This window comes from Synechocystis sp. PCC 7339 (assembly GCF_019924095.1).
GTDB lineage: Bacteria > Cyanobacteriota > Cyanobacteriia > Cyanobacteriales > Microcystaceae > Synechocystis.
This window is the reverse complement of sequence record NZ_CP063659.1, coordinates 1,398,249-1,415,422: the sequence shown is the minus strand read 5'-3', so window position 1 is coordinate 1,415,422 and position 17,174 is coordinate 1,398,249. Positions and strand designations below refer to the sequence as shown.

Below are 17,174 nucleotides of genomic sequence, written 5' to 3'. Positions count from 1 at the left end.
CAGTAGGGCTTGGGTTTTTGCCAGTCGCACAAGATGTTCCATAAATTCGTATTGTTGCTAAAGGCGTTGCTCTTTAGGATCTAGACCTTGGGTGCGATTTTTCTCTAGAAGAGTTTCGATCTCGGCCTGCAGGGTGGGAGAAAGATGTAGATCAAGTATTTGTTGAGGACTGGGGAGTTGGGCCAAAAATTCGAGAACTTCAGTAAGTCCAGACAAGCCTGTGTTGGGATTAGCGTTTAGTTGTTGTATGCCGAGAGCCAATATTTGTGGCAATTCTCCCTGGAGGGGTTGAAGCTGTTGAGCAATGTCGTCGGGGATGTCTAGGGTAATTTGCATGCTTAACCTTCACTGGATGATGGTAAATCAACCATAGACACTTTTGGTGATCGCCAATGTCGACCTTGCTTTTTTCTGTTCGTTAATGAAATACCCCTGACCCTAGGCACAGCGCCGAAACTATGCCTAAAGTCCTTGGAAAAAAGGGTTAGATATCCAAATCGGTCAGATCTAACTTAGTGCCATAGGTTTCAATGAATTCCCGCCGGGGAGCAACCCGATCACCCATCAACACCGTAAAAATGCGATCGGCTTCAGCGGCATCCTCAATGTGAACCCGCTTCATGGTGCGACTTTCTGGATTCATTGTGGTATCCCAAAGTTGTTGGGGCATCATTTCCCCTAAACCTTTAAACCGCTGGATAGTGTAATTAGCATTGGGAGGAAATTGACTAATTTGCCCCTGCAATTCCCGGTCAGAATAACAGTAGAAGTGGTTTTTACCCCGCTCCAGTTTGTACAACGGTGGACAGGCGATATAGATGTAACCTTGGTCTACTAAATCCCGCTGATAACGGTAAAAGAAAGTCAACAAAAGAGTGCGTATGTGCGCCCCATCGACATCAGCGTCAGTCATTATGACGACCCTATGATAGCGCAGAGAAGCTATATCAAAATCATCCCCTTTAATGCCCAGACCCAAGGCTGTAATTAAGGCTTGAATTTCAGTGTTTTTATAAATCTTGGCATCGTCAGTTTTTTCAATATTTAAAATCTTGCCTCGCAAAGGCAGAATTGCTTGAAAACGGCGATCTCTTCCTTGCTTTGCACTTCCGCCGGCACTATCGCCCTCGACGATAAAAATTTCCGATTCCGAGGGATCTTTGGAGCTACAATCTGCTAGTTTGCCTGGTAAAGTTGAAGACTCTAAAACTGATTTACGGCGTACTAATTCCCTGGCGCGACGCGCCGCTTCCGCCGCTTTAAAGGCCTGTACTGCTTTTTCTATAATGGAGTCGGCAACCCCAGGATTAAATTCCAAAAACTCCGTTAGAGCTTCCCCCACTAGGGTGTCAACAATACCCCGGACTTCCGTGTTACCTAATTTAGTTTTGGTTTGTCCTTCAAATTCTGGATCGGGCACTTTAACGGAAATAACACCGGTCAGGCCTTCCCGAATATTTTCCCCGCCTAAATTACTATCCCCTTCCTTCAATTTATTGCGTTTACGGGCAACGGAATTGAGGGTACGAGTTAAAACCGCTTTCAGACCTTCTAAATGAGTACCCCCATCAATGGTGCGGATATTGTTGGCAAACCCTAGCAGAGTATCACTGTAGGCATCCACACACCATTGCAGAGCCACTTCCACCTGAACGTCATTCTTTTCTCCGGAAGTGTAGATAATTTCGTCGTGGAGCGGGGTTTTGTCTGTGGTCATGTAGGTGACATATTCCCTAATGCCCCCTTCATAATAAAACTGCTCCTCTTTGAGGGAATCCACCCGGCGATCGCCAAAGGTAATACGCACCCCAGCATTGAGGTAGGCCAACTCCTTGAGACGACTGGCTAGGATGTGGTAGTCAAACTCGATGCCATCCTTAAAAATTTGGGTGTCCGGCAAAAAAGAAACCTGGGTGCCGGTGGAATGCTTCTCATTGGGGATAGCTTCCAGTATGCCAATGGGATTGCCCCGCTCAAAGCGCTGGAAATGTTCCTTCCCCTGGCGCCAAACCTTCACTTCCACCCACTCAGACAGGGCATTAACAACGGAAACCCCGACCCCGTGTAAACCACCGGATACCTTATAGCCACCGCCCCCAAACTTTCCTCCAGCATGGAGCACCGTCAATACCGTTTCCAAGGCCGACCGCCCGGTGGTGGGGTGAATATCCGTGGGAATGCCCCGGCCATTGTCCACTACGGTGACGGAACCATCGGCATTAATGTCAATTTCAATATGGGTACAATAGCCGGCCAAAGCCTCATCAATGGCATTGTCAACCACTTCATACACTAGGTGATGCAGACCCTTGGGCCCCGTGGAGCCAATATACATCCCTGGGCGCTTACGGACTGGTTCCAACCCTTCCAAGACTTGAATTTGATCGGCACCGTAGTTCGTGGTCGTCATGGTCACTCCAAAATCAGGCTGAGCTTAGGCATCTTTGCTGTGGGATGGCAAAAGCCCTCAAAATCTTAGCACAAAAGGGTTAAAGGCTTTAATATCGGGGACTGAGAACTGATTTGGAGATGGGATCGATCAAGCTATTTTTCCAGGCGTACCACATACCATTGCCAAGTACCGCCATCCCCCCGGTCGAGGTCGCAGTAGTTGTCCCGTAAATGTTCCGCTTTTGCCGCCAAAGTGGCCAATTTATCCAGCCCTTGGGGGAGGGGAAGATCGTATTCAGCCAAAATCTCCGTCAACTTAGCAGTCATTTCCGCCGGAGTTAGGAATGTTTCTGGTTCCTGGTCCGCCAAGAACACAAACATTTCTTCTTGGTACATCAGTGGATCGACCATGGCAATTGCTAAAAACTGTTGTTGAGGTGGAGGTTGACACTGGCTAATCAAGTGGGGATTTGGTTTTCTGCGTTTCCTGATGGGGCACCAATCTAAAATTTCTCTAGAAACTTCTGCGGTGGAAAAACTTTGCAGTAACCAGGTAACCCCGAAAAGAGTAGCCCCCCCGGCCCAGAGCCAGGAAGGGCCATTGCACAATACTTTCTCGATTCATCGGCGATCGCCGAGACGTTGTGGCCTAGGCTTCGCGACCTAAAACGTCCTGTAACTGCCGGATCGCGGCGGCCCCAATATTGATAGCGGCCCAAGTTGCGGCGATCAGAAGGGGGCTAACAACTACAATTACACGCCAATCCATTGCTGTACCTCGTTTTGTTAAAAGAATATAAATTTTTTGAACACTTTCAATCTTACATCCTAATGCTGATCCCTTGGGAAGGGAAACATGGCCGAGGGTCGGGGGCAATGGCCCCAACCAGTAAACCGGAAAAATTCTGTTAAGATCTCCTGTCAGAGAGGAAGTCACCGCTCGGAACTCAAACCACCGTTGTCACCATTGGATGTAATGACCATTAGCCGGTTTCGTCAGGCGGCCGAAGCAAAGGAATTTTTAATTACCGCAGAAGTTACCCCCCCTAAAGGCGGCAATCCAGAGCGGATGTTGGCGGTGGCGGCAAAGTTGCGGGGCAGGGTTCATGGGGTAAATGTCACCGATGGCAGTCGAGCGGTGTTGCGTATGTCCTCCATTGCAGCCTGTGTGTTGTTGCAACAACGGGGTATTGAAGCCATTTGTCAGATGACCTGCCGGGATCGCAATTTAATTGGTTTGCAGGCGGATTTGATGGGGTCCTATGCCCTCGGTTTACGCAATGTTTTAGCTTTGACCGGCGATCCGCTCAAAGCAGGAGACCATACCAAAGCTAGGGCCGTCTACGATTTGGAATCGGTGCGGCTGTTGGGTTTAATCCGTTCCCTCAACCAGGGGCTAGATTTCAACCAAGCTCCCTTGGTGGATGGCAGGCTAGATTTATTTCCTGGAGCGGCAGTGGATCCCCAGTCAAAGAGTTGGTCCGGTTTGCAAAGTCGGTTTGAAAAAAAGCTCGTAGCCGGGGCCCAGTTTTTCCAAAGTCAGTTGATCACGGATTTTGATCGCCTGGATAAATTTATGACCCAGGTGGCTGTGGGATGTGGCAAACCAATTTTGGCGGGCATATTTCTTTTCAAATCAGCTAAAAATGCGGCTTTTATTAAGCGAGTGGTGCCGGGGGTAAATATTCCCGATTCTTTAATTGATCGCCTGGCCCGGGCCGAAGATCCGTTAAAGGAAGGGGTGGCGATCGCCGCCGAACAGGTAAAACTAGCTCAAGAACTATGCCAGGGAGTCCATTTAATGGCAATTAAAAAAGAGGAATTAATTCCCGAAATCCTCGACCAGGCTGGCATTGCCCCCCTAAAGAGCATTAATCCCCAATCCTGAAGGATGGGTAGAGACCTTGCCATAGTCGATAACTAGCTTATAAATGTTCAGTGCGTGAACTAAAGTTGCTCTCTTCCGGGAATTTACCATATGCTTACCTGGCTAAAAACTCTATTCCAGCCACCGCATCCTCCTTCCAATCTAGCTACGGCTCCAGTAGACCCCGATGATCTCAAATACTCCGCCGAACTTCAGAGCTTACGGTTGGAACTAGCGGAACGGGACAAAACCATTACCGCCCTCAAACAAGACCTGGAGCAACAAAGGCAAAAGGAAGATAGCCGCTTGAAAACAGCCCGCCAGGGGGAAATCGAAAATATGCTGAGTCAATTAGCTTCCCCCATTAGTCAACTGTTGACCCAAACTTACCTAGTGGAACAAGAAGGCACAGTGGTTCAACCGCAGGATATTTTGACAGTGACTAAACGCCTTGTCAGTACCCTAGAAACCCAGGGCTTAAGCATTGTTGTCCCTGTTGGTGAAACCGTTCCTTTTGATCTCAACTATCATCAGCCCCTCAGCAGTACCATGGAAATTCCGCTCGGTACCCCCGTTATTGTAAAAATGCCGGCCCTGGCCTATCAGCAAAAACTGCTCAAAAAGGCCCTCGTTGAACCCACTGCCTAAACTATGCCGGGAAAACTTGCTATTGACTTTGGCACCTCGAATACTGTGCTGGCCCGCTGGGATGAAGCCACGGCTAGCGGTATTCCCTTTCATTTGACGGATTACGGCTATTTGCAACGGCAAGGCTTGGAAACTGTTTCAATTATCCCCTCCCTAATTCACTACACCCAGGACAGACGGCAATGGATTGGGCATCAAGTCATTACCAATAGTCTTCAGAAAAGTGAACGCACTTTCCGGTGGATGAAACATTACATCGGTAATCGAAACCAAATCAAACGTCGTTTGGGGGAAAGGTACATTTCTCACTTTGAAGCGGGTAAAGATTTTCTTTCCACTATTTTGCTGTTTGCCGCCAATGACCTAAATTTAGACCCCACTGCCGAGGTTGCTTTTACTGTCCCGGTGGAAGCCTATGAACATTATGAGAGTTGGTTGACAGACGTGGCCCAAGAGTCTGGCATGGCCCGGATTCGTTTAATTGATGAGCCTTCCGCTGCCGCCCTCGGTTATGGGGCCCACATTCAGCCCAATGATGTTTATCTCATTTTTGATTTTGGCGGGGGAACCCTGGATGTGGCGGTAGTACTAATTGATGAAGATGATACGGGTAGTAGTCGCCGTTGCCGCATATTGGGGAAAGCTGGCCTAGACCTGGGGGGCACCACCATTGACCAATGGCTTTTTCAAGAAGTGCTCCGCCAAAGCGGTTATAGCGATGCTGATGATACTATTCGCTCTATCAGTCAAGCCATTCTAGTGGAATGTGAACAGGCGAAGATTAACCTCTACAAGGAAGAGCGGGCGGACATTTCTATTTTTAATCCTAATACCGGGGCCGTTGTGGATGCGGAATTTAGTCGCAGTCAGTTTGAAGAACTCCTTGATGAGAAGGAGGCCCTTTCTTTGCTTGACCAGACCCTACGACGGGCCCTCAATGATGCCAGGGAAAGGGGTTATACAGAAGACCAGATTAAAGCGGTGCTGATGGTGGGGGGCAGTAGCCAAATTCCAGTTATTCAACGTACTGTCAAACGTATTTTTGGTAAAGATAGAGTGTTGCTCCATCGTCCCCTGGATGCCGTTGCTCGGGGAGCCGCCGCCTTTGTGGCTGGGGTAGATTTCTTTGACCATATCCAGCACGACTATGCCATTCGTTTCCGCAATGGCCAAACAGGGGAATTTGATTACCGTCCTTTGGTAAGTAGGGGAACAGCCTATCCCAGTGAAAAACCTTTAGCAAGCTTAACTATTAAAGCTTCCTATGATGAACAAAACCAATTAGGACTGGCTATTTTTGAAGTGGGAACCCCCTACCGCCGCTCTGAGCAGACGAATGTGGAATTGGTCTTTGACCCCTCTGGGGCCGCCCGCCTGAGTAATCTTTCGCCGGAAACGGCACAGGAACGCAATTATTTTTGGATGAATGAAAACAGTCCTACTTTTCTGGAACCTACTCCCCCTGTCCAGAAGGGAGATGCTTGTTTTCGGGTGGAATTTGCCATTGATGCCAACAAAAGATTGCTGATGACGGCCCGGGATCTCAAGGCTAATAAGCTGACCCATCAAAATTATCCAGTTGTTAAATTAAGCTAAACCCATGTCCCATTTCACCACCCTCAAAACCAAAATTGTGGAGAAAACCTATCTCAAACAAGCCCTAGATGATTTGGGGCATAGCTACCAAGAAGGCAATCTGCAAATTGATGGTTATCAAGGTAATAAAACCACGGCTGAGATAAAAGTACTGACCCAAAATGCCAGCTATGACATTGGCTTTCGCAAAAATGGTGAGGGCTACGAGATGGTGGCGGATTGGTGGGGAATTAGGGAAATTAATCAGCAGACTTTTGTTGAGTCCCTTAATCAACGCTATGCTTACCATGCCGCCACGGCCAAATTAGCGGAACAGGGCTTTTCCCTTGTCAGTGAAGAGGTGGAGGAAACTGGCCGTATTCACCTTGTCCTCCGTCGTGTTGTTTAGGGAGAACACCATGGAACTACAAGAAATTAATGTATTCATCGACAAGAATGGCGAAGTAATCCTAGATATAAATGGTGTGAAGGGCATGGGTTGTCTGGATTTGACCCAGGAGTTGGAGGCAATACTGGGGGGAGAAGTAATCAAAAGGGAATTGACCAGTGAAGCTCATCAAGTAGAACAACAGGAGTCGCAACAGGAGCAGGAATGGCAATGGGGTTGAGGGAAAGGCCTTCAAAATCCGTTCTTGGGATATGTCTATGGAATCGGCCTTGACAAATAAAATAAATCTTAAGGCAATCTAAAAAATTCGTACTAAGGATAAATTACTAGGGTGCAATGCAGAGCACTGACCTGAACATTTTTCCTAGCCATGGCCTTTGCCAAGGAACTCGATATTTATCTGCGCTCCCGTTTTACTTTGATTGTGCTAATCACTTCGGAGGAAGAAAGGGCCCTGCAAACTGTAAAGGACGTCTGTGAACATAGTCAGAGGCCTTGCATTACCTGGGATGTGGCGGATGGGTTCCAATCTTTGACCCAACAAAAGTCTTCTTTACCGGCGGCCAAAGATCCTCTCACCGCCCTCGATCAAATTGATAAGGTGGAAACCAACGCTTTATTTGTACTCAAAGATTTCCATGATTGTTGGGGCAATGCCCAATTTAAGCGCAAGTTACGCAGTGTTGCCCAACGGTTAAAGTTCACCAAAAAGTCCATGGTAATTACTTGCCCCACAGGACAATTACCAGCAGAACTGAAGAATGAGGCGGTGATCATTGAGTTTCCTTTGCCCAAGGAACCGGAGTTGGATCTGGTACTAGAAAATTTGGCTAAAACTCCGGGGGTGAAAGTGAATTTGACCAAACTGGGGCGGGAGAAGTTAGTCAAAGCGGCCCTTGGTTTAACAGCTTCCCAATCCCAACGGGTCTTTGCTAAGGCGATCGTCAGTAATGGGGTGCTTGATGAACGGGACATTGACCTGGTGATGGCGGAGAAGAAGCAAATCATCAACGAAAGTCAGGCATTGGAGTTTTTCTCGGTACAGGAAACCCCGTCTGATGTGGGGGGCCTAGGTTTGCTCAAGGATTGGTTACGCTTACGGGAACGAGCTTTTACCCAAGAGGCCCAGGATTATGGACTTCTGGCCCCCAAGGGCATTGCTTTGATTGGGATTCCCGGCACGGGGAAAAGTTTAACGGCCAAGATGATTGGGGGGCTATGGCGTTTACCCCTATTGCGTCTTGATATCAGAGCTTTATTTGGCTCTTTGGTGGGGGAATCGGAAGCAAGAACCCGCAAGGCATTGGAGCTAGCAGAAACGGTAGCCCCTTGTATTCTCTGGATTGATGAGTTGGAAAAGGCTTTTAGCTCTGGTGGTCTAGATGGGGGAGTGAGCACCAGAGTATTTGGCACCATTCTGACTTGGATGCAGGAAAAAACTGCCCCTTGTTTTGTGGTAGCCACCGCCAATAATATTTCCCAGTTGCCGCCGGAATTACTCCGAAAAGGACGGTTTGATGAAATTTTCTTTTTGGATTTGCCCACTTTGGCAGAGCGCCAGGAAATTATCACTGTCCATCTCCGCAAACGCAACCGCTTTCCCCAGGAATTAGATATTGTTAATTTAGCCATGGCTTCGGAGGGCTATGTGGGGGCAGAAATTGAACAGGCAATTATTGATGGAATGTACGTAGGCTTTAACCAAGGGCGGGAAGTGACAACAACAGATATTTTGACGGCGCTGAAACGCCAAGTTCCCCTATCCGTTTCCCAAAAAGAAGTCATTGGTAATCTGCGGGATTGGCTCCGGGAAGGTCGAGCCCAGTCTGCTTCCTTTGAAGAAATTCACCAAGCAGAACAGGCTTTTGTTCCTTTACAGTTAGAAATTTAGACAGGTAATGTAATGGAAGTTATTTTTGGCTGCTTAGGATGTGGATGTTTAATTTTCCTAATAATATTTACACTATTTCTAACTGCAGCTCTAATTGAAAGTGGTTGGATAATATTCGTTATTCCTGTACTATTTTATATAGTTATATGGTGCACATTTACACAACCAAGAGAGAAAATTAGATTTTTTTTAATGAAGCAAACAACGGCTCAGAATCAGATATGGATTCTTTGATAAATATTGTAATATCGCAAAAAACTCAATTTAAATATGCTTCCAAATTACTTACAAAATTAAGTTCTGACGAAGCAATTAATTTATTTTGTCAAAAATGGGCAGAAACAAGAAATGAACAATTAACAAAAATTTTAGTTCAAGCAGGATATGTAGCTACTCGCCCAGATAATATCAGAGTATTAACATTTTTAAAGGTTAACAAAATCGAAGAAAATATCCAAAAAAATCCTCAGTTAATAAAATTGATATTAGATCTTTTTGACGATCAAGATAGAGAAATCGCTCAAAGAGCTAGAAATATAAGTATCGCTCTTTTTAATCAAAAAATTATTGATTATTTATTCTATCTTTATATAGTTGAAAACAACCAAGTTGCATATCAGTGCATTCAAAAAGCTAATTATCAATCATCAAATATTGAGTATAGAACATTGTTTCATTTTCTTCGAGAAGAATGGGATAAATACAATCAAATCGATTTTGATAAATCAATTTTAGAAACAGTGTATTTGTCGTCTGAATTATTAGTTCGTAAAAATATTGTAAGAAAAGCCAGAAAATTAGGCTGGGTAGAAGTACTAAACTTTATTTCAAAAGACAAAGATAGGATGGTAATTAATGAATGGCATGCAACATTAAATCATTTAAAAGATAATCGACAGTTTTCAGAAATGTTGCAGTTAGTTTACCAAGCTCCGGCATGGGTCTCGTATCTAGTTTTTATTTGCTTCAAAGAAAACAATTGGCAGCCAACCAAAAATGGTTTAAAAATTCTAACAAATTTACAATTCATGAATCTCAGTGAACAAGCGATGAAAATATCAATAAAGTCTTTTGATATAAATCAAATACCCTTCATTTGTATCGGCACATACAATAAAGTAGTCACAACTAACGAAAAATTGGTTTATCAAATACCAGTATCTTTCAAAAAAATGGAGCTACTACATCTAAGATCTACGAAAGATGTATGGGATAAAAACAAAGATTCTCAAACATCCATATACACAGCATCAATTATAGATGAGGTAAGTATAGAAACAAAAAAAATAACCCATTATGATTATGAATATGACTATGGAGGGTATTACATAAAAAGCTCAAGAACTTCTAAAGTAACAATGTTAGTTCAGAAAAATTTAACAGATAAAAAAAATGAAGAAACTAGAACTTCAGTCAACTTGAAATATGGGTTTGAAAACTTACATTTTTTTTGGTCAGAAAATCAAAGATTATTAATTTTCATTGACACGGTATTATTTATCTATAATGTAGATACAAAACAGTACTTAAAGTATAATAAAAAAATCGATATTGTTAATAATGTTTGGTCGATCAGAGTATGTCAAAATTTTATAATATTATTCTGTCATTATTTAGATCAAGGTCATTATTTAGACGTTACTTTTTTGAATATTGAAAATAATAAAATCTGTCATACAGAGAAAATAGAAATTGATATTGATCTAAATTTCAACGTAGACGGAATAAGTGATGATTCAAGATTGATTATCTTTAAAAACAATGAAACAAGGGAAAAAATAACGCTAAATATAGACTCTATGTTATGCCCAATTAATAAGATTAATCCAAGTAAAGCTGATGTTATTAAACGGCATTTAAATTCGGGAATGTACACCAGTAACGAAAAAGAATGGCTAAATTTTATATATAGCTTACTTGTACTAAATTCTAGTTTTGATATTGAAATAGAATCAGATTTGTACGAATTTAACAGTGATGAAACATTCAACATTGAAATTGAATGATATGATATTAGAAATCACTCTTTTAAGACCATATCATTAATTAAACTCTATTAGTTTAAATTTGTAAACCACTGCATTATAGTTCAAATAAGACATATGCCCCTAATTAAATTTCAAAATCAGCACCCTGTTCATGAACAAATCATTAAAGTCTTGAGACTTATTTGTATTGAATTTAAAAATGTTCCTTCAGCGGAATCATCAAGCTTATTTTTATGTTTACAGTGTGGACAAACAATGAATCTACAAAGAAAATGTCCCTATTGCCAAACAGTGGAATTTATAGTTTTGGATAGCCTAATTGCACGACAGTATTTAAGCTTGCAAAATAAAAATGACCGAATAAAAACCTCTTTAAATGAAGCACTTGATCATAACTGGCTATAATTTATAGCCGTCCTTGCATATTGTTTAGACTAGGAAATATGACAACAGGTCTTGGGAATGGAAACCATAACTGACCTCATCATCTTGCCACGGCTCCCTTGCAGTTTCACCCAGGGCAACCAAAACCTGATTGAAGTCCAAGCGGTTATCTGGGCTATACTCAGACCTGTAAACTAAGGCTCCATTGGGAAAGGCAAGACTAAAAAAGCCATCATCATTTCTAACCTTGTTAAGAGTGATAAACTCATGAGTTTCAAGATTTTCGAGAAAAAACATTTTTTTTGAGTGTTGATGAACACTACTAGCCTATGCGATCTGCCCAAGAAATAAATCTATTTGTTGCCCCGCTGATTCTGCCTGGGTGAGGCCGGAAGTTTTGTTTTGGATCTTCAGCGTTAATGCGACATTCGATGACGTATTCCCGGATTTGTATGTCCCCTTGGCGGAAGCGGAGTTTTTCCCCATGGCAAGTTGACTTTTTGATCTTCCATCAGGGTAAGTGTGTCATTCTCCAGATTGATGGCCCCCAACATAAGGATAAAAAGGCTAGGGATTATGCTGGTGATCGCCTTGTACTCAGCTTCAATTGTTTGGTGAAGAGGAGGCCGATCGCCGATGCTTAGGATCGTTATTCTCGGGTTTTCGGCTATGGTAGAGACAAAAGCCTATTATTTAGCAAAGGAAGCAAAACAAGTATGAGTTTAGTAATTTCAGATGAAATTCTGAAGGCCAGTGGCTTGACTGAATTCGATCTTTTGTTGGAAATTGTGATTTTGTTATTTCAGCAAGATAAAATCAGCCTCGGAAAAGCAAGCGAACTATTAGGGATAAACCAAATTCGGTTGCAACGCTTACTTGGCGATCGCCGTATCTGTGTCCACTATGATGTGGCTGAATTTCAGGAAGATTTACAGTATCTCCAGAAAAAAGGCTGGTTATGATTATAATCAGTGACACCTCTCCTCTGAGCAATTTGGCATTGGTAGATTGTTTATTTTTGTTGAAGGAGATTTACAACACTGTTGTGATTCCCCAGGCAGTAGCAGATAAGTTATCCAAAGCTGAAGGTGAAGATTCGCGAATTACTGCGGTGTTGTCCTTAGATTGGATTAAAGTTCAGCGGTCTACAAATCTAGAACTTATTGTCGAGTTACGAAATGATTATTTGTTAGATCGGGGAGAGGCAGAGGCGATCGCTTTGGCATTGGAAATTAACGCAAATGAATTGTTGATTGATGAACGTTTAGGACGGCGCGAAGCCACCCGCCGGGGATTAGCAATTACTGGAGTGTTAGGCATTTTATTAGTTGCAAAACACCGAGGATTAATTCCATTGGTTCGTCCGGTGATGGATGCACTAATTATGGAAGCTGGTTTTCGAGTCAGTCAGGATTTGTATGTCGATATTTTAAATACAGCAGAAGAAAAGTACGGTCATCAATGACAAACATATTGCCTCATTGCTGATGCTATAATTTCTTGGCAAAATGGGGACTTAGATCCTCTGCCGTTTCCAAATCAACCTTGCGATTCGGTAATTCAGTCAATTCTAATTCCATCTTCGCTAGGCAAATCAGTCTGGGAGTACAATAAAAAAATCCTAGCCAGCCATAAAGGCCAATAAATTTTCCAGAGAGCCACTATCATTTAATTTTTTTTCTCGCTCCTGACGAACTACAGCCCAGAAATAAGACCGTAACCGTTTTAGCGACTCCTGCCTCTGTCCCAAACCCTTAATTGTGTAAATATGACTTGGAAAAATTTGTAAACAAGCCGCAGGAATAGCCTCTAATAACCACCAATCAAAGAGCTTCCGTCGCTCGGCTGACCCAGGAAAAATAGCATAACCTTCCAAACAAATTTCTGATATATCGAGTAACTTGCTACCGGCTTGTAACGGATCACTGACCTGTAACATTTTCTCCAATACCAATATAGCTTCATCCAATGCTTGATATTTCCCCAAAAAAGGTTCATAGTAGCCCTTAAAATCCTCAACTTTTTTTTGTTCAAAAAAACTGTGAAATAATTCTTGAAAAAAAAGTCGTGTAAAACTTTCATTAGGTAAATAACAGCGTACGGTAGGTCGAACTGTTAATCCCAAAATCATCGCCAAACAAAAATAACTAAATCGGGAATTTTGACTAAATTGATTTAATTTCTCTAAAACAGTTCTTAAAGCTTCCTTTAGACTGAGTCCTGGGGTTGGATTCTCTTCATACAACTCTCGGTAACGCCATTCGCTGACCTGCTGAATAGCGACCTGCAAACCATCAGGCACTTGCTGGAAATACTTTACTTCTGATTGATGAGAACGAACTAAAATAGCCGTCATTATTTACTAACTGGTAGATAGATCAATGTAGCTTAAATAGAAATTTAGGGAGGATAAGGATAGCTCCATTCAATTTCAACCTCAATATTAGGAAATTTCTGATTGAACTGCTGGAGCACCTGTTGACAACTTTCGCAGGATTGCCTCTCCGTGTACAGATAAAGCTTACCCTGAATATCTTGATTGTAATGGGTCTCCAAAACATCAGCAATTGCCGACAGAACCTTATACTCGGCATCAGTATCCATTATGCGATCACTGTGGGAATCCATACTGGGTTCAAAAATTCCCCCTTGGGAGCGTGGGATAGGCTTTGGTGCTGGACTCATCGCTCTTGATGTGGCTCCCATCCCAAAACATCTACCATCAGGAAAGTATAATTCGGCAACCGCTACATTTCCTGCGGGAAAATCCCGATCGAGATAAATGCGACGGATAAGAGCGGCATCTTCCGCTATGTCTTGTTGTGTCATCGAGGACTATTAACAAAAATATACATGTCATATGATCAACACCTAGTCGATAAACTAGACAATTTGATAAGTCATACTTGTCGGTAGTGTTATACAAGCAATGAAAACAGGGGCATAAAATACTTAATTTATCGTTAATTTTTCACTACATAAATAACATCATCAATAATTTATGGTCTACCCTTTGTAATTCCTTACTTCAAGGGTCGTTTAATGGAGGGGGGGGATTTTAGCGATAGGTTCGTCGCCTTAATGACCACTATTCCCCAGGACTAAAAAATAAACTAAAGTCCCCCGCTTGCCCCCGTGGTTGTAGACCAGGCAGGGCCAACCGTCCCTGGGCATCTTGGTCGAGCAATAAATAATTTCCTTCCTCCGCCTTGGTGCGTAACTGGTCATCATTCATCGCAATCACCTGGCGATCGCCGTAGAAATCTAAACTGGGGCGGCTATAGGCAAAGGAAGTATAAACGGGAGTATTCACGGAAGTCGCCTGTTTAATTAATTCCCCCACCGGTTTAACAGCAAAAGCCTCGTTCACTTCCCAATTCCAGAGGGGGCTGGAAAAAAGAAATAGGAGAGTTACATATAAACTCACCACCAAGGTTTTAACAAATTTGGCAGAATGGTTCAGATATTGCCTGGCACTCCATCCCACGCCGATAAATAACGCTAGTCCCATGATGATGATCACTGGTCTTCGCTCAGTGAGGCCAGCGTATAGCCCCCCCACCAAGCCGACCCCGGCGGTGAAAGCCAGTAGATAACCAATTAGCAGAGGGTAACGCTGACGATTTTGTAAATCCGCCAGATAGTGCCCCCCCATGAGAGCAAAAAAGGGATAGCAGGGAAGGACGTACCAAGGCAATTTAGTACCCATAGCGGAAATAATTGCCAAAAAGCCCAAGCCAAAAATGATGGCTACCTTAGCCCAGTCCTCTCGCCATTGTTTGATGGTCATTACCATGGCGGGAATTAGGAAAAATAGCCAAGGCGCAGTGTATTTGGCAATTTCTAGCAGGTAATACCAAGGGGGGCCCGTATTGCCCTCTAATTCCTGGGTAACTCGGTTAAAACTATGGAACTCAAAATGAATTTGCCAGAAGGTTTCCCCATACTGAGCAAATTGCAGTTGGTACCACCACAACACGGGGGCAAAACTGATCGCCAGCCCTAACCACAATTGCCAGCGTTGAAAAATCTGACCGGCCCCCAACCAGAGAATTAAAATTCCCAACAACATGGCCAAGGCCAGCACCAACAATCCTTTCGCTAAGGCAATTAATGCTAAACCAATGCCGATGCCCGCTAACCAATGGGGCTGTTTCCGTCCCCGCAGCAAACAAAGTAAGGACCAGAGCAAACAGGTATTAATCACCCCATCCAACATGGTTAAACGACCTAAACGAGCAGTGGGAAGCAGGGTTAACAAGATCGAACTGCTCCACAAGGCCGCTTTAGGGGCAGAAAAAATTTCCTTACCCACTAGATATAACAAAGGCACTGCCAGGGCTGCCCCCAGAGCCAATGGTAAACGGGAGGTAAATTCACTGATGCCCAGCAGATGGTAACTGCCCATCACTAACCAAGTAATCAGAGGTGGTTTGGATAAAAAGGGTTGTCCTAGATAGGTGGGAAAACGCCAATCTCCCCTGAGGTAAGTATCTTGGGCTGTAGTAGCGTAATAACCTTCGTCAAAATCCCGCAGGGGCACATTACCCAAGCCGGCGATCGCCAGAATCAGGGCCGCTCCCGTGAGTAGCAGTAAATATTTGCGATCATTATTAAGGGCAGGAAAGTTCAAGGGCGGAATTTGGGGGCATTATTAACGATTGGACTTGGGGGGCATTTTCCCATGTTCTTGGGGGAACTTTAGGGTTTTGTTAAAGTATTTTGTTGATGTTACCCCCAACCAATGGCTGACCCTGTGAACCTGATGCCTGATCGCCACCAATTCCCCGGCTTAACAAATAAAACCTATTTCAATTTTGGCGGCCAGGGTATTTTACCCACCGTAGCCTTAGAAGCAATTATGGCCATGTATGGCTATCTCCAGGAAAATGGCCCCTTTTCCATTGCGGCTAACCAGTACATTCAGCAGTTAATTGCCGAACTCCGCCAAGCTTTGGGGGAAACTTTTAACGTTAATCCCAACACAATCACCATCACCGATAACGTCACCACTGGCTGTGACATTGTGCTTTGGGGCATTGACTGGCACCAGGGCGATGAAATCTTGCTCACCGACTGTGAACATCCCGGCATCATTGCCATTGTCCAGGCGATCGCCGCTCGGTTTGGCATTACATACCGCTTTTTTCCGGTGGCAGAGACCTTAAACCAGGGGGATGCAACCGCAGTTTTAGCTGATCATTTGGAGCCAAAAACCCGCTTGGTCATTCTCAGCCATTTACTTTGGAACACGGGGCAGGTGTTGCCCCTGGCAGAAATCATGGCCGTTTGCCGCCGCCACCAAGGGGATTATCCAGTGCGGGTCTTAGTGGACGGAGCCCAATCAGCTGGTTCCTTACCCCTAGATTTTTCCCAGCTAGAGGTGGACTATTACGCCTTTACGGGCCATAAGTGGTTTGCCGGCCCCGCTGGAGTGGGGGGGCTGTATATCCATGGCGATGCCAAAGGCATGGCGATCGCCGCACGCTTGGGGGAAATTAACCCGACCTATGTGGGCTGGCGTAGTATTACTTATGGTACGAAAGGGGAACCCACTGGCTGGGCCGAAGGGGGCAAACGGTTTGAAGTGGCCACCTCCGCCTATCCCCAATATGCCGGTCTATTAGCCGCTCTCCAGTTACACCAACGGCAAGGCACCGCCCAGGAGCGTTACCAAGCAATCTGTCAACGCAGTCAACTACTGTGGCAGGGCTTAAACCAGTTACCCCACGTTCGTTGTTTGGCCACATCGGCTCCCCAAGCAGGTTTGGTCTCCTTCACGGTAGATTCTCCCCTAGGCCACCGGGCGATCGTCCAGAAACTGGAGGAGCAACGCATTTATCTCCGCACCATTGCTGACCCTGACTGCATCCGGGCCTGTTGCCACTACATCACCAATGAAGAGGAAATTGAGCATTTATTGAGCAAACTAGCTGAATTTACCCCCTAATACTAAATCTTAAAATGATAGATTACGATTCCTAATCCCCCGCCTATCGGCTTCCCCCCTTAAGAAGGGGG

The 17,174-nt window shown here is 44.3% G+C and carries 20 protein-coding genes; 12 read left to right on the top strand and 8 right to left on the bottom strand.

What is annotated here, in order from left to right; genetic code table 11:
- Positions 1-57 precede the first annotated feature (57 nt).
- The 3 genes from IQE94_RS06690 to IQE94_RS06680 form a co-directional block, all read right to left on the bottom strand.
- Positions 58-336 carry a hypothetical protein gene (locus IQE94_RS06690; RefSeq protein WP_223342955.1) on the bottom strand — a complete coding sequence of 93 codons (279 nt, stop codon included), beginning with the start codon at positions 334-336 and terminating at the stop codon, positions 58-60.
- 148 nt (positions 337-484) lie between these two features.
- Entirely contained in the window at positions 485-2,410 is a 1,926-nt protein-coding gene (gyrB, locus tag IQE94_RS06685) for a DNA topoisomerase (ATP-hydrolyzing) subunit B (protein ID WP_212716979.1), read from the bottom strand.
- A gap of 134 nt (positions 2,411-2,544) precedes the next feature.
- Positions 2,545-2,802 carry a chlororespiratory reduction protein 7 gene (locus tag IQE94_RS06680; RefSeq protein ID WP_212716977.1) on the bottom strand — a complete coding sequence of 86 codons (258 nt, stop codon included), beginning with the start codon at positions 2,800-2,802 and terminating at the stop codon, positions 2,545-2,547.
- A gap of 79 nt (positions 2,803-2,881) precedes the next feature.
- On the opposite strand from IQE94_RS06680, the gene IQE94_RS06675 reads away from it, so the two are divergent.
- Positions 2,882-3,058 (top strand): hypothetical protein, encoded by a 177-nt coding sequence (locus tag IQE94_RS06675; RefSeq protein WP_212716975.1) that lies wholly within the window; start codon positions 2,882-2,884, stop codon positions 3,056-3,058.
- Here IQE94_RS06675 and IQE94_RS06670 read toward each other — a convergent pair.
- Positions 3,041-3,160 carry a photosystem II protein Y gene (locus IQE94_RS06670; protein WP_010872352.1) on the bottom strand — a complete coding sequence of 40 codons (120 nt, stop codon included), beginning with the start codon at positions 3,158-3,160 and terminating at the stop codon, positions 3,041-3,043. The two genes, IQE94_RS06675 and IQE94_RS06670, sit on opposite strands and share 18 nt — an antisense overlap.
- 207 nt (positions 3,161-3,367) lie before the next feature.
- Here IQE94_RS06670 and IQE94_RS06665 point away from each other — a divergent pair, with 207 nt between their 5' ends.
- The 7 genes from IQE94_RS06665 to IQE94_RS06635 all read left to right on the top strand — a co-directional run bounded on the left by IQE94_RS06665 (position 3,368) and on the right by IQE94_RS06635 (position 10,787).
- A complete protein-coding gene (locus IQE94_RS06665; RefSeq protein WP_249213895.1) occupies positions 3,368-4,279 on the top strand; it encodes a methylenetetrahydrofolate reductase in 912 nt (303 codons plus the stop codon).
- Between the two features lie 90 nt (positions 4,280-4,369).
- Entirely contained in the window at positions 4,370-4,906 is a 537-nt protein-coding gene (grpE, locus tag IQE94_RS06660) for a nucleotide exchange factor GrpE (protein WP_212716971.1), read from the top strand.
- A 3-nt stretch (positions 4,907-4,909) separates the two neighbouring features.
- Complete coding sequence (locus IQE94_RS06655; RefSeq protein WP_223342954.1) at positions 4,910-6,502, top strand: Hsp70 family protein; 1,593 nt, start codon at positions 4,910-4,912, stop codon at positions 6,500-6,502.
- Between the two features lie 4 nt (positions 6,503-6,506).
- The gene (locus IQE94_RS06650; RefSeq protein WP_212716967.1) at positions 6,507-6,890 is read left to right on the top strand and encodes a DUF1257 domain-containing protein; all 384 of its coding nucleotides are present in this window, start codon (positions 6,507-6,509) and stop codon (positions 6,888-6,890) included.
- 10 nt (positions 6,891-6,900) lie between these two features.
- Positions 6,901-7,110, top strand: a complete 210-nt coding sequence (locus IQE94_RS06645) for a DUF2997 domain-containing protein (RefSeq protein WP_212716965.1) — start codon at positions 6,901-6,903, stop codon at positions 7,108-7,110.
- A 150-nt stretch (positions 7,111-7,260) separates the two neighbouring features.
- The gene (locus IQE94_RS06640; protein ID WP_223342953.1) at positions 7,261-8,781 is read left to right on the top strand and encodes an AAA family ATPase; all 1,521 of its coding nucleotides are present in this window, start codon (positions 7,261-7,263) and stop codon (positions 8,779-8,781) included.
- Positions 8,782-9,002: 221 nt separating this feature from the next.
- A complete protein-coding gene (locus IQE94_RS06635; RefSeq protein WP_223342952.1) occupies positions 9,003-10,787 on the top strand; it encodes a hypothetical protein in 1,785 nt (594 codons plus the stop codon).
- A gap of 411 nt (positions 10,788-11,198) precedes the next feature.
- On the opposite strand, the gene IQE94_RS06630 is transcribed toward IQE94_RS06635, so the two are convergent.
- Entirely contained in the window at positions 11,199-11,450 is a 252-nt protein-coding gene (locus IQE94_RS06630; RefSeq protein WP_212716961.1) for a hypothetical protein, read from the bottom strand.
- 134 nt (positions 11,451-11,584) lie between these two features.
- Here IQE94_RS06630 and IQE94_RS06625 point away from each other — a divergent pair, with 134 nt between their 5' ends.
- The 3 genes from IQE94_RS06625 (at position 11,585) to IQE94_RS06615 (ending at position 12,618) form a co-directional block, all read left to right on the top strand.
- The gene (locus IQE94_RS06625; RefSeq protein WP_223342951.1) at positions 11,585-11,797 is read left to right on the top strand and encodes a hypothetical protein; all 213 of its coding nucleotides are present in this window, start codon (positions 11,585-11,587) and stop codon (positions 11,795-11,797) included.
- A 72-nt stretch (positions 11,798-11,869) separates the two neighbouring features.
- Positions 11,870-12,115, top strand: coding sequence for a UPF0175 family protein (locus IQE94_RS06620; RefSeq protein WP_223342950.1), 246 nt, complete (start codon positions 11,870-11,872; stop codon positions 12,113-12,115).
- Positions 12,112-12,618 (top strand): DUF3368 domain-containing protein, encoded by a 507-nt coding sequence (locus tag IQE94_RS06615; RefSeq protein ID WP_212716958.1) that lies wholly within the window; start codon positions 12,112-12,114, stop codon positions 12,616-12,618. The genes IQE94_RS06620 and IQE94_RS06615 overlap by 4 nt, the downstream gene beginning before the upstream one ends.
- A gap of 156 nt (positions 12,619-12,774) precedes the next feature.
- On the opposite strand, the gene IQE94_RS06610 is transcribed toward IQE94_RS06615, so the two are convergent.
- The 3 genes from IQE94_RS06610 to IQE94_RS06600 all read right to left on the bottom strand — a co-directional run bounded on the left by IQE94_RS06610 (position 12,775) and on the right by IQE94_RS06600 (position 15,786).
- Positions 12,775-13,509 carry a hypothetical protein gene (locus IQE94_RS06610; protein WP_212716957.1) on the bottom strand — a complete coding sequence of 245 codons (735 nt, stop codon included), beginning with the start codon at positions 13,507-13,509 and terminating at the stop codon, positions 12,775-12,777.
- Positions 13,510-13,553: 44 nt separating this feature from the next.
- Positions 13,554-13,982, bottom strand: coding sequence for a deaminase domain-containing protein (locus IQE94_RS06605; protein WP_212716956.1), 429 nt, complete (start codon positions 13,980-13,982; stop codon positions 13,554-13,556).
- Positions 13,983-14,241: 259 nt separating this feature from the next.
- The gene (locus IQE94_RS06600; RefSeq protein WP_223342949.1) at positions 14,242-15,786 is read right to left on the bottom strand and encodes a glycosyltransferase family 39 protein; all 1,545 of its coding nucleotides are present in this window, start codon (positions 15,784-15,786) and stop codon (positions 14,242-14,244) included.
- 111 nt (positions 15,787-15,897) lie between these two features.
- Between IQE94_RS06600 and IQE94_RS06595 the strand changes: the two genes are divergently transcribed.
- Positions 15,898-17,103 (top strand): aminotransferase class V-fold PLP-dependent enzyme, encoded by a 1,206-nt coding sequence (locus tag IQE94_RS06595; protein ID WP_223342948.1) that lies wholly within the window; start codon positions 15,898-15,900, stop codon positions 17,101-17,103.
- Positions 17,104-17,174: the final 71 nt, after the last annotated feature.